At 72.1% G+C, this 12,867-nt stretch carries 10 protein-coding genes; all 10 read left to right on the top strand.

The window, feature by feature from the left end; all coding sequences use genetic code 11:
• Positions 1–20: 20 nt before the first annotated feature.
• Complete coding sequence (locus tag ACH443_RS17140; RefSeq protein ID WP_430590993.1) at positions 21–2,543, top strand: GH116 family glycosyl-hydrolase; 2,523 nt, start codon at positions 21–23, stop codon at positions 2,541–2,543.
• A 45-nt stretch (positions 2,544–2,588) separates the two neighbouring features.
• Positions 2,589–3,914 carry an ABC transporter substrate-binding protein gene (locus ACH443_RS17135; protein WP_430590992.1) on the top strand — a complete coding sequence of 442 codons (1,326 nt, stop codon included), beginning with the start codon at positions 2,589–2,591 and terminating at the stop codon, positions 3,912–3,914.
• Positions 3,911–4,849, top strand: a complete 939-nt coding sequence (locus ACH443_RS17130) for a carbohydrate ABC transporter permease (RefSeq protein ID WP_430590991.1) — start codon at positions 3,911–3,913, stop codon at positions 4,847–4,849. Before ACH443_RS17135 ends, ACH443_RS17130 begins: the two co-directional genes overlap by 4 nt.
• Positions 4,846–5,724: a carbohydrate ABC transporter permease gene (locus ACH443_RS17125; protein WP_430590990.1), complete on the top strand. Its 879-nt coding sequence runs from the start codon at positions 4,846–4,848 to the stop codon at positions 5,722–5,724. Before ACH443_RS17130 ends, ACH443_RS17125 begins: the two co-directional genes overlap by 4 nt.
• Positions 5,721–6,452 carry a hypothetical protein gene (locus ACH443_RS17120; RefSeq protein ID WP_430590989.1) on the top strand — a complete coding sequence of 244 codons (732 nt, stop codon included), beginning with the start codon at positions 5,721–5,723 and terminating at the stop codon, positions 6,450–6,452. Before ACH443_RS17125 ends, ACH443_RS17120 begins: the two co-directional genes overlap by 4 nt.
• A gap of 9 nt (positions 6,453–6,461) precedes the next feature.
• The gene (locus ACH443_RS17115) at positions 6,462–7,796 is read left to right on the top strand and encodes an enolase C-terminal domain-like protein (RefSeq protein WP_430590988.1); all 1,335 of its coding nucleotides are present in this window, start codon (positions 6,462–6,464) and stop codon (positions 7,794–7,796) included.
• Positions 7,793–9,007, top strand: coding sequence for a fumarylacetoacetate hydrolase family protein (locus ACH443_RS17110; RefSeq protein ID WP_430590987.1), 1,215 nt, complete (start codon positions 7,793–7,795; stop codon positions 9,005–9,007). The genes ACH443_RS17115 and ACH443_RS17110 overlap by 4 nt, the downstream gene beginning before the upstream one ends.
• A 172-nt stretch (positions 9,008–9,179) precedes the next feature.
• The gene (locus tag ACH443_RS17105; protein ID WP_430590986.1) at positions 9,180–10,823 is read left to right on the top strand and encodes an ABC transporter substrate-binding protein; all 1,644 of its coding nucleotides are present in this window, start codon (positions 9,180–9,182) and stop codon (positions 10,821–10,823) included.
• Positions 10,824–10,917: 94 nt separating this feature from the next.
• Positions 10,918–11,922, top strand: a complete 1,005-nt coding sequence (locus tag ACH443_RS17100; RefSeq protein WP_429764444.1) for an ABC transporter permease — start codon at positions 10,918–10,920, stop codon at positions 11,920–11,922.
• Positions 11,915–12,862, top strand: coding sequence for an ABC transporter permease (locus ACH443_RS17095; protein WP_430556538.1), 948 nt, complete (start codon positions 11,915–11,917; stop codon positions 12,860–12,862). Before ACH443_RS17100 ends, ACH443_RS17095 begins: the two co-directional genes overlap by 8 nt.
• The last annotated feature ends 5 nt before the right edge of the window (positions 12,863–12,867 follow it).

Below are 12,867 nucleotides of genomic sequence, written 5' to 3'. Positions count from 1 at the left end.
CTCGGATTGGCGGACGCTCCATGAGGAACATCGACAACGGTGCCGGGGCGAGCCTCGCGCTCCCGCTCGGCGGCATCGGGACCGGAAACGTGGCCGTCTGCGCGGACGGTGCCCTGCGACAGTGGCAGCTCCACCACATCGGCAACCACGGCGGCGACCTGCCGCACACGTTCTTCGCGCTCCGGGTGCAGCGCGGCGAACCGCCCCTGAGCGAGACGCGCGTCCTCCAGGCGCCGCCGGCGGAGCCCGCCGCGCCGGCACCCCTGGTCACCGACCACGAGGTGCCCGCCTGGCAGCGCGACCTCGTCGCCCGCTTCGGCGGGGTCCGCGGCACCACCTTCCGCGGTGCCTACCCGTTCGCCGAGCTCGACTACGACCTCGACGGACCGGTGCGCGTCGGCATGCAGGCGTTCACGCCGATGGTGCCGCTCGACGTCGACCGCAGCTCGATACCGGCGGCGATGTTCACCTTCACCCTGACGAACACCTCCGACCTCCCGGTGGGCGCGTGGCTCGGCGCCGCGATGCAGAACCCGGTCGGGCGCGACGGCGCGTCGCCGGCGGACGGCGTGCGCGCCGCCGGGTACGGCGGCAACACGAACCGGGTGCGCCGGTCGCGCGGCTGGACCTCGCTGGTCATGGAGAACGCCGGGCTCGACCCGCTGGCGGCGGGGGCCGGGCAGGCCGTCCTCACGTGCGACACCCCCTACACGGCGGCGATGCCGCAGTGGACCGACCCCGCGGAGTTCATCGGCTTCCTCGACGCGCGGTCCCCGTTCGCCGAGCGCACCCGTCTCGACGCCGCGGGGCACCTGGCCGACCACCAGCCCGGGGCCCCCGCCGGGGCCGTCGGGCCGAGCCCGGCCGGCAGCACGTGGAACGGCGGCCTCGCCGCGCCGATGCACCTCGAGCCCGGGCAGACGGTCGTCGTGCGGTACGCCATCACCTGGCACTTCCCGAACCGGTACGTGAACTTCAACCAGTTCGGGGAGGCGAACCCGCAGTGGGGGCCGACGCGGTTCTGGCTCGGCAACCACTACACGACGGTCTACGACGACGCCCTCGACGTGGCCAGGCGGGTCCAGGAGGAATGGCCGGACCTCGAGCGCGACTCGCGCGCCTGGACCGAGCTCCTGGCCGGGTCCGGGTGGGACGACGAGGTGGTCGAGCACCTCGCCGCCCAGGCCGCCGCCCTGCGCAGCCCGACCTGCTTCCGCACGGCCGACGGGGCGTTCTTCGGGTTCGAGGGGGTCAACGGCGCCTCGACCCGTGGCCACGCCGGCGACACCGGCGGCTCGTGCCCGCTGAACTGCACCCACGTGTGGAACTACGAGCACGCCCTCGCCGCCCTCTTCCCCGAGCTGGAGCGCTCGATGCGCGACACCGAGCTCGACGTCCTGCAGGCGCCCGACGGCTCCGTCCCGCACCGGGTGATCTCGCCGACCTACCTCCCGCAGCTGTGGGGGAGGCCCATCGGCGGCCCCGAGGAGCCGGCGCTCGACGGCATGCTCGGCGTCGTCCTCAAGTGCTACCGGGAGCTGCGCAGCGGGGCGGTCGACCTGGACTGGCTCGAGTCCCGGTGGCCGCGGCTCCTCCTGCTCCTGGACCACGTGCGCGGCAGGTGGGACCCGGAGGCGACCGGCGTGCTGCGGGGCATCCAGCCGAGCACCCACGACATCGACCTGCGCGGCGTCAACAGCTTCATGGGCACGTTGTGGCTCGCCGCGCTGCGGGCGTTCGAGGAGATGGCGAGGCTGCGGGACGAGGCGGCGCTCGCGGACGAGCTGCGCGCGCTGTTCGAGCGCGGCAGCGCCGCCTACGACGAGCTGCTCTTCAACGGTGAGTACTACGTGCAGGTCCTCGACCCGGACGACCCGGACGAGTACCAGTGGGGTCAGGGGTGTCTCTCCGACCAGCTCATCGGCCAGTGGTGGGCGCACGAGCTCGACCTCGGGTACGTGCTGCCCGCCGCTCACGTGCGGTCGGCCCTGCGGGCGGTCCTGCGCCACAACCTGCGCTCCGGGTTCGAGGGGTTCGACCACCCGTACCGCGTGTTCGCCGACCGGGACGACACCGGGCTCCTGGTCTGCTCGTGGCCCACGGGGGGCCGGCCGGACGTCCCGACCCGCTACGCCGACGAGGTGTGGACCGGTACCGAGCAGCAGGTGGCCGCGCACTGCCTCCGCGAGGGGCTCGACGACGAGGGCTGGGCGATCCTGCGCGGGCTGTGGGCGCGGTACGACGGCTCCCGACGCAACCCGTACAACCACGTCGAGTGCGGTGACCACTACGTCCGCGGCATGTCCGGGTGGACCGTGCTCCACGCCCTCACGGGGCGGTCGTGGGACTCCGTGTCCGGCAGCCTCGCGCTCCGGACCCCACGCCCGGGGGAGCGGCTCCCCGTGCTCACCGGCAGCGGCTGGGGGTACGCCCACCGCACCGACGGAGGCGCCGTCGAGGTCGTCCCCGTCCACGGCGATCCGGGCGTCCGGTCCGTCGAGACCGCCACCACGACGCCCGAACGGGCAGCCGTGGCCCGCTGACAGGCGAGCAGTTCCCACTCTGTGCGATGACGGATGGAGCAAGCGATGAACGCACGACACGCGGGGGAGGGCCGGCCGGCACCCGGCCTGACCCGCCGACGGATGCTCGGGGTCCTGGGCAGCGCAGCGCTGCTCCCGTTCGCGGGCGGGCTCGCCGGGTGCAGCACGCGGTCCCGGCCGGACGCGCCGGGGGACCTCGACTTCGTCTACCTCGGGGACATCAACCAACGAGCACAGTTCGAGGCGCTGTTCGCCGAGTTCAACGAGCAGCACCCCGAGATCGCGCTCGCGGCATCCGGGAAGTCCGGCAGCTGGGCCCAGTTCGTCTACGCCGTCGCCACGCAGATCGCCGGCGGCCAGCCCCCGGACATCGTGCAGATCGCGACGGAGGGGCAACGGCTCTTCGCGTCCAAGGGGGTGCTCGCCCCGCTCGACGACCTCATCGCCGCCGACCGGGCGGAGGTCGACGAGTACTACGACGACATCCACGACAAGCTGCGGACCTGGACCCAGCGGTACGGCTCGCCCGACGAGCACACGTACTACGTCCCGGGCGGCTACAACCCCATCGTGCAGTTCTGCCACACCGAGCTGCTCGACCGGGCCGGCGTCGAGGTGCCCGACGACGGCTGGCACTGGGACGACCTCATGGCGGCCGGCCGGAAGGTCAAGGCGCAGGGCGCCTTCCTCATGACGGTCCAGAACGGCTACTGGCACGACGTCCTGCCCTGGCTGACCAACAACGGGACGTCGAGCCTCGACGCGGACTGGCGCGAGGCGACGATCAACAGCCCGGAAGCCGTCGAGGCGGCCGAGATGGCGCGCGCCCTCGTCAAGGCCGGGTACGCGCCCGACCCCGGGGGCAGCTACGACCCGCCGACCCTCATGCAGCAGGGCAGGCTCGCGTCGTTCCACGACGGGGCCTTCGGCATCGTCAATGCCGACCGGATCGGGCTGACCGACAAGATCCAGGTGGTCAACTTCCCGAACAACGGGGTGCACGGCACGCCCGTGGGCTGGGACGCGTGGGACATCACGGCCGAGTCCCAGCGCGGCGAGGACGCCTGGACCTTCATCAAGTACCTGATGTCGCGCGACGCCGGTGAGTTCTACGCGCAGACCGGCGGCACGATCGTGCCCGCCCGCCGTTCCGTCGCCCGCAGCGACGCCTTCCTCGGCGGTGCGCCGCGGGGGAGCGAGCGGCTCGTCGACGCGCTCGAGCTCGAGTACGCGACCCCGGTGCCCTCGCCCGAACGAGGGCCCGAGATCCAGGACGCCGTCGAGGAAGGGTGGCTGCAGGTGGTCTCCGGGTACTCCGACGCGCGCAGCCAGCTCAACCGGACCTACGACAAGATCGGGCCGTTGCTGTGACTCTCACCCAGAACCCTCCCGCGCGGGTCGCCCCCGGGGCGCCGGGTCGCCCGCGTGCCGGTGGCCTGGGCCGGAACTGGCTCGGCTACCTGTTCATCAGCCCGGCGCTGGTGCTCTTCCTCATCTTCATCGGCGGCCCCTTCCTCGTCGCGATCGGGCTGAGCCTCTTCCGGTGGGACATGCTCACCCCGCCGGAGTTCGTCGGGGCGGACAACTTCCGGCTCCTGTTCGAGGACCCGACCCTGCTCCAGGCGTTCGGGAACACGTTCGTCTTCGCGTTCGCCTCCGTCGTGACGCACGTCGTGGGTGCCCTGCTGCTGGCGCTCGCGGTGAACCGGGTCGCCCGCCGGGCCGTCTCCTACTTCGTCCGGACCGCGGTGTTCTTCCCGTTCATCATCTCGTGGGCCGCCGTCGCGCTGCTGTGGCAGTACATGCTCGACCCGGCGTTCGGACTGGTCAACCACTACATCGAGCGGCTCGGCCTCACGCCGCCGGACTGGTTCCTCGACCCGGCCTGGGCGCTGCCGGCCATCATCGGCATCGACTTCTGGCACACGCTCGGGTTCACCTTCATCATCATGCTCGCCGGTCTGCAGACCGTGCCGCAGCAGCTCGTCGAGGCGGCCCGGACCGACGGCGCGAACCGGCGCCAGGTGTTCTGGAACGTCACCGTCCCGATGATGTCGCCGACGCTCTTCTTCGCCACCGTCGTCACGTTCATCGGGGCGTTCCAGATCTTCGACCCGATCCAGATCATCACCGGCGGCGGGCCCGACGACGCCACCACCACGCTCGTCATGTACCTGTACGAGCAGGGCTTCCAGGCGTTCCAGATCGGGTACGCCTCGACCGTCGCCATCGTCGTGTTCGTCGTGATCATGCTCGTGACGCTGCTGCAGTTCTGGGCGTCCAGGAAGTGGGTGTACCAGCAATGACGACCGTCGCCCCGCCCCGTCCCACCCCGTCGGGCCCCGTGCTCCGCCGGCGCCGGCCCAGCACCGGCTCCGTCGTCCTCGACGTCGTCCTCGTCGTGGTCGGGCTCGTGATGGTGGCCCCGCTCGTGTGGCTGGTCTCGACCAGCCTCACCGACCCGGCCAAGGCCTTCCAGGTCCCGCCGAACTGGCTGCCCGTCGACCCGACCCTGCAGAACTTCGCGACCGTCGGCGACCTCCTGCCGTTCGGCCGGATGGCGGTCAACAGCGTGGTGGTCGCGGTGGTCGCGACGCTCGGGTCGCTCGTGGTCAGCGCGCTGGCCGCCTACGGGTTCTCGCGGTTCAGCTTCCGGGGGCGCGACGGCATCTTCTTCGTGATGCTGACCGCGCTCATGGTCCCGGCGCAGCTGCTCGTCATCCCGGTGTTCATGCTCATGCGGGCGCTCGGCCTGGTGGACACGCTCGCGTCCCTCTGGCTGCCCGCGCTCATCCAGGTGTTCTCGATCTTCTTCCTGCGCCAGTACTTCAACAGCATCCCGCGGGAGCTCGACGACGCGGCCAAGCTGGACGGCGCCGGTCACGGATGGATCCTGTTCCGGATGGTCGTCCCGCTCTCGGGTCCGGCGATCTCCGCCGTGGCGATCCTCGTCTTCGAGGCCTCGTGGAACTCCTACTTCGCGCCGCTGATCTTCATCAGCACGCCGGAGAACATGACCCTGCCGCTGGGCCTGGTCGCGCTGCAGTCCGCCCAGGGCGGCGTGTCCCCGACCAGCGTGTTCGCCGCGATCACCGCCGTGGTGGTGCCGGTGCTCGTCGTGTTCCTGGTCTTCCAGCGGCACTTCGTGGCCAGCATCGCCACCGCCGGGATCCGGGGGTGACGGTGCCGCGGGCCGCGCCGGGTCCGGACGCGGCGGAGGGCGACCCGTTCCTGCGCGCCATGATCCGGGGCGCCTGGGCCCACCTGCCCGTCCTGCTCGTGGGCAGCGTGGCGGTCACGGTGGCAGCGGCCGCCGCGGTCGTGGCCTGGCACGCCTCGCCCGTGCTCGGCGGTGCGGTCGCCGTCGTCGGCGTGGCGCCGGCCCTGGCCGCGCTCGTGGCGTGCTGCTGCCGCGTCGTGACGGGCGAGGACGTGGGGGTGCGCGACTACGGGGCGGCGCTGCGGCGCCTGGCCGCGGGGGCGATCGGCGCCGCTCTCGTCCCCGCGGCGCTGGGTGCGCTCACCGCCGTCGCGCTGGTCGCGCGCGCGGCGGGCGGCGGCGCGTGGACGTTGCTCCCCGCCGGCGTCGGCACGACGGCCACCGTCCTTGCCTCGGTGGCGTGGATCGTGCTGCTGCCGCTGCGGGCGAGCTGCCCGGAGCCCTCGGGCGCCCGCGCCTGGCTGCTCGCGCTCCACCTCGTCGCCCGCCGCCCCCTGCCCTTCGTCGCCGCCGGCGTCGTCGGCGGCCTCGGGGTCGCGGTGTCGACGGGCGTGTCGAACGGCCTGTTCCTCCTCGTCCCGGCCCCGTTCGCGCTCGTGCTCGCGGCGGCCTTCCACACGTCCCCCGTGCGCGAGGTGCTCGCCGCGCGGGAACCATCCACCCAGGACGACCCGCGTTCGTCCGCGTAAGGAGCCTCGATGTCCCGCATCACGTCCGTCCAGGCACGTGACATCCGTTTTCCCACCTCGCTCGAGCTCGACGGCTCGGACGCGGTGAACGTCGACCCGGACTACTCGGCGGCGTACGTGACGCTCACGACGTCCGACGGCGAGCAGGGCCATGCCTTCGTCTTCACGTGCGGGCGGGGCAACGACGTCGTCGTCGCGGCGATCCAGAGCTACGGCCGCCTCCTCGACGGCCGCGACGTGGACGGCCTCGTCGGCGACCTGGGCGCCGCCTCGCAGCTCCTCGTGCACGACTCCCAGCTGCGCTGGCTGGGCCCGGAGAAGGGCGTGTCCCAGATGGTGTGCGGCGCCCTCGTCAACGCCTTGTGGGACCTGCGGGCCCGCCGCGAGGGCAAGCCGCTGTGGCGCCTGCTCAGCGAGATGACGCCCGAGGAGCTCGTGAGCGTCGTCGACTTCACCCACATCCGCACCGCCCTCGCCCCCGACGAGGCGCTCGAGATCCTGCGCGCCGGCGCCAGGGGCCGGTCCGAGCGCGTCGCCGAGCTGACGGCGCACGGCTACCCCGCGTACACGACGACCCCCGGCTGGCTCGGGTACAGCGACGAGAAGCTCGTCCGGCTCTCCCGGCAGGCGGTGGCCGACGGCTTCGACCTGATCAAGCTCAAGGTCGGCGGCAGCCTGGACGACGACCGCCGACGCCTGCGGCTGGCCCGCGAGGCGGTGGGGCCCGACGTGCGCATCGCCATCGACGCGAACCAGCGGTGGGAGGTGGACGAGGCGATCGAGTGGGTCAACGCGCTGGCCGAGTTCCAACCGTGGTGGATCGAGGAGCCCACGAGCACCGACGACATCCTCGGCCACGCGGCGATCCGCCGTGCCGTCGCACCGGTCAAGGTCGCGACGGGCGAGGCGGTCGCGAACCGGATCGTCTTCAAGCAGCTCCTGCAGGCCGAGGGCATCGACGTCATGCAGATCGACTCGACGCGGGTCGCGGGCGTCAACGAGAACGTGGCGAACCTGCTGCTGGCCGCGCGGTTCGACACGCCGGTGTGCCCGCACGCCGGCGGCGTCGGGCTCTGCGAGCTCGTGCAGCACTTCTCGTTCTTCGACTACGCCGCCGTGAGCGGGACGATGGCGGACCGCGCGATCGAGTACGTCGACCACCTGCACGAGCACTTCGTCGAGCCGGTCCGCGTCCGCGGGGGCCGGTACGAGGCGCCGGTCCTGCCGGGCATCGGGGCGCAGATGCACCCCGGGTCGCTGGATGCGTGGGAGTTCCCCGCGGGCGAGGGTTGGCGCCGCGTCGGCGACCGTGCCGCCGTGCACGGGACGGCGGCGCGGTCGTGAGCGCGCCCGCGGCGCGCGCGACCTCGGTGCGGGAGCTGCTCCCGGCCGACGCGGAGCGGGCGACGCTGCTCGGACGCGTCTGGGACCCGGCGACAGGCGGCCCACGCCCCGTCGTGGTGCGCGGCGAGGAGGTCGTCGACCTCTTCGAGGTCGCACCGACCGTCTCCGGGCTGCTCGAGCTGGACGACGTCGTCGAGCAGGTCCGGGCGGCGACGCCGGCCCGCCGATGGCGGCTCGACGAGCTGCGCGACGCGTCCGAGGACGGCGACCCCGCCGCGCCCCGGCTGCTCGCTCCCGTCGACCTGCAGGTGATCAAGGCGTGCGGCGTCACCTTCGTCGACAGCATGCTCGAACGGGTCATCGAGGAGCGGTGCGCCGGCGACCCGGAGCGGGCCGCCGAGGTCCGCGCGGCCGTGGGCTCGGCTATCGGCGAGGTCGTCGGGTCCGTCGTGCCGGGGTCGGCGGAGGCGGCCCGGGTCAAGGAGGTCCTGAAGTCCCGCGGGCTGTGGTCGCCGTACCTGGAGGTCGGCCTCGGGCCGGACCCCGAGGTCTTCACCAAGGGACCGGTGCTCTCCGCCGTCGGTCCGGGCGCGTCCGTGGGCGTCCCGCGGTTCTCCCGCTGGAGCAACCCCGAGCCCGAGCTCGTCCTCGTCGTGGACTCCCGCGGCCGGCCGCGCGGCGCGACCCTCGGCAACGACGTGAACCTTCGCGACGTCGAGGGACGCAGCGCGCTGCTGCTCGGCATGGCGAAGGACAACACGGCGTCGACCGCGCTCGGCCCGTTCGTGCGGCTCTTCGACGAGCACCTCACCGTCGACGCCCTCCGGTCGGAGCGGATCGCGCTGCGCGTCGACGGCGCCGGCGACGGCTTCGTGCTCGCTGACGAGAACGACGTCGGCCGCCTGAGCCGCACGTTCGAGGAGCTGGTCGGCGCGGCCTGGGGCGAGCACCACCAGTACCCGGACGGGTTCGTGCTGTTCACCGGGACGCTCTTCGCCCCGACGCGGGACCGCGAGGTGCCGGGCGGCGGCTTCACCCACCGCGCGGGCGACACGGTGGCCATCAGCAGCCCGCACCTCGGCACGCTGGCCAACGTGGTGCGGCCCACGGAGGAGGTCCCCCGGTGGGAGCTCGGCCTCCGGTCCCTGGTCGAGTACCTGTGCGCCCAGGCGGGTGACGGCGACACGCGGTCGATCGTTACTGATCCTTAACAGTGATTTTCACCACGGGAGGCCATGATGGCGATATGTTCCACGGCAACGTCGTCGTGCCCGCTCAGTCGGGGCGGCGACCGTGCACGACGACGTGAACACGGCAGGGCAACGGCGCGTTGAGCGACCAGGACGTGGGGAGAAGCCGGTGACGATGGGGCGAAAGGCTGCAGTGGCAGCCACGGCGACAGCGGTGGCGCTGGTGCTGGCGAGCTGTTCGGGCGGCGGCGGGGACGACGACGGCACTGACGGCGGCGGGGGAGGCGGCGGCAGCGACCCGGACGCCACGCTGCACCTGGCCCTCTCCCAGGACGTCGAGACGCTGCTGCCGATGGACTCGAACGTCGGGGACAACATCTCCGTGCTCGACGTCGTCTACGACGGGCTGGTCCGGTACGACCCGAAGACGACCGAGCCGTACAACTACGTGGCCGAGAGCGTCGAGACCGAGGACAACACGGTCTGGACGATCAAGATCAAGCCGGACCTGACGTTCCAGAACGGCGAGCCGGTGGACGCCGACGCGTTCGCCCGGGCCTGGAACTACGCCGCGTACGGCCCGAACGCCATGGCGAACAACTACTTCTTCGAGCGCATCGCCGGCTACGACGAGATGCAGGGCGAGACCGACGACGACGGCAACGTCATCAAGGAGCCCGAGGCCGAGACGCTGTCGGGCCTGAAGGTCGTCGACCCGCAGACGCTCGAGGTCACCCTCACCGGGCCGTTCGCGGGCTTCGCCACGATGCTCGGCTACACCGGCTTCTTCCCGATCGCGCAGGCGTGCCTCGACGACATCGAGGCGTGCGCCGTGCAGCCGATCGGCAACGGCCCGTTCCAGGTCGAGAAGTGGGACCAGGGCGTGAACCTCACCGCCCAGCGGTGGGAGGACTACACGCTCGAGGAGACGCCGGAGTACGGCGCCATCGAGTGGACCGAGTACACGGGCGAGGACAACTGGCCGGACTTCCAGGCCGGCAACCTCGACTTCGCGGTGCCGCCGCCGGCCGAGCAGCAGGCCGCGGCCAACGACCCCGACCTGCAGGAGAGGTACGTCGAGGGCCCGGGCGCCGCGCTGACCTACCTCGCCTTCCCGCTGTACAAGGACGGCCCGTGGACGGACGTCGAGTTCCGCAAGGCGATCTCGCTCGCCGTCGACCGGCAGGGCATCATCGACGCCCTGCTGCCCGGCCAGCGGGTTCCCGCGGACAGCTGGGTGGTGCCCGACGTCGTGCCAGGCGGCACCGGCGGCACCTGCGAGTGGTGCACCTTCGACCCGGAGGCGGCCAAGGCGGCGCTGGAGAAGGCCGGCGGCTGGCCCGAGGGCGAGAAGCTGACCATCCATCTCGGCCAGGACGCCACCGAGCAGGAGCTGTTCAAGGCGGTCGGCGACTCCATCCAGGAGACGCTCGGCATCCCGTACGAGCTCGACGCGACGCCGGACTACTTCGCCCGGCGCGCGGCCCGCGACTTCTCCGGCCCGTTCCGCGCGAACTGGTTCCCGGACTACCCGCTCAACGAGAACTACCTCGCCCCGGTGTACGCCAGCGGCGACGAGAAGAACGGCAACGTGGAGTTCGGCTACTACAGCGCGGACTTCGAGGCGGCCGTCAAGGCCGGCGACGAGGCCGCGACCCTCGACGAGGCGGTCACGCAGTACCAGGAGGCGGAGAAGATCCTGGCGACCGACTTCCCGACCATCCCGCTGTTCGTGGCCCAGAACACCGACTACTACAGCGAGAACGTGTCGAACGTCGTGCTCGACCCGTTCAGCGGTGAGCCGAAGCTGCGCCTCCTCGAGGTCACGAACGGCTAGTTAGTTCGCTGGTTGAGCTTGTCGAGACCGCTGTCGCACGGGTCGCGACAAGCTCAACCAGCGTCCCTCCCCGCACCACCAGAAAGTTCCGTGAATGGGCCGCTACATCCTGCGCCGCTCCCTCCTGGGGGTGGCCACCCTGCTGCTCGTGATGTTCGTGCTGCACCTGCTCACGACGTTCGCGATCCAGCTCAACGGCAACCCCGCCCTGGCGTTCTTCGGCGACAAGGTGCCCACGGAGTCGCAGCTCGCCGCCGTGGAGACACGCTTCGGCCTGGACGACCCCTGCTACGACCAGACCGGCAACCCGTGCCTGGGCCCGTTCGTGGAGCGCCTCGGGCAGTACGCGCAGGGCGACTTCGGCACCAACCTGCGGGGGCGCGAGGTCACGGACATCGTCGCGACCGCCGCCCCGAACACCCTGAAGCTGTTCCTCGTCGTGACGATCGTGTGGTTCGTGCTCGGCATGGGCCTCGGCACCGCCGCCGCCCGCCGACGCGACCGGTCCGCCGACCACGGCATCCGGCTGACGTCGGTGCTCATCGACGCGTTCCCGATCTTCGTGCTGCTGCTCGTGTACCGGTACGTGTTCGCCGTGCCGCTGAACGGCTGGGCCGAGGACACGTTCGGGGCGGGAAGCCTGCCCGCCCTGTGGTTCAGACCGTCGTTCGACGACGACCACCCGTGGGCGACGCTCCTCGTGCCCGGCATCCTGCTGGGCCTCGCCGGGTCCGCGGCGTTCATCCGCCTCGTCCGCGCGAGCCAGCTGGAGTCGTACGCGGGCGACCACGTGCGCACCGCGCGATCGCGGGGGCTCAACGAGCGGCACGTCGTGACGCACCACGTGATCCGCAACTCCGCGGTGCCCGTGGTGACCGCCGTCGGACTGACCTTCACCGAGGCGCTCGCGGGCGCCGTCGTCACCGAGGGGATGATGAACATCTACGGGATGGGCGGGGTGCTCTGGGAGGCGGTCCGCGCCGCGGACGTCGCGCTCATCCTCGGCATCGTGACGATCCTCGCCGCCGTGACGGTGGTCGTGATGCTGGTCGTCGACATCGCCTACGCCGCCCTCGACCCGAGGATCCGCTATGCCTGAACGCGCCGCTCCCGGACCCACGGCGGCCACCGCCACCCCGGACGCGCCGGCGGTCGACGCGTCGACGTCGCTCGGCGGCGACGCCTGGCGCCGGCTGCGCCGCCGGCCCGACGTGATCGCGGCGGCCGTCGTCGTGGTCTTCTTCGCCGTGATGGCGGCCTTCCCGCGGCTGTTCACCAGCACGAACCCGCAGAGCTGCGTCATCGGGGACTCGAAGATCCGGCCGCAGGGCCTGGGGGGCGAGCACCCGCTCGGCACGGACGTGCACGGGTGCGACCTGCTCGCCCAGCTCGTGCACGGCGCCCGCCCGTCGCTGACGCTGGCGTTCGTGGTGGTGGGCGCGTCCCTGCTCATCGGGGTCACGCTGGGCCTGCTGGCCGGGTACTACCTCGGGTGGGTGGACTCGGTGGTGTCCCGCACCATCGAGGTCTTCCTCGTCATCCCGCTGCTGCTCGCCGCGCTGCTGCTCCTCACGCTGTTCCGCAAGGTGAGCGTGGGCGGCGGCACGTTCGACGTCATCCTGCTGCCGGCGGTGGTGCTCACCATGTTCGGCTGGATGGCGTACGCGCGGTACGTCCGCGCGGCCACGCTCGAGGCCAAGAACCTCGACTACGTGACGGCGGCCCGCGCGCTCGGCGCGTCCGACCTGCGCGTCATGGTGCGGCACGTGCTGCCCAACGCGATCGGCCCGGTCACGGCGCTCGTGCCGACGGCGATCGCCGGCGTGATCAGCACGGAGGCGGTGCTGGCGTTCCTCGGCATCGGCGTCCGGCCGCCCGCGATCAGCTGGGGCATCATGATCACGAACGGTGCGGACTGGGTGACCGGCGGGTACGCGTACCTGCTCCTGTACCCGCTCGGGTGCCTGGTCCTCACGGTCCTGGCGCTCGTCGCCCTCGGCGACGCCCTGCGCGACGCCCTCGACCCGAGGCTCCGGTGATCCCC

This window comes from Isoptericola sp. NPDC019571, from assembly GCF_044389385.1.
Taxonomy (GTDB): domain Bacteria; phylum Actinomycetota; class Actinomycetes; order Actinomycetales; family Cellulomonadaceae; genus Isoptericola; species Isoptericola nanjingensis.
The sequence above is the reverse complement of the archived record's forward strand: the minus strand, read 5'-3'. Positions and strand labels throughout refer to the sequence as shown.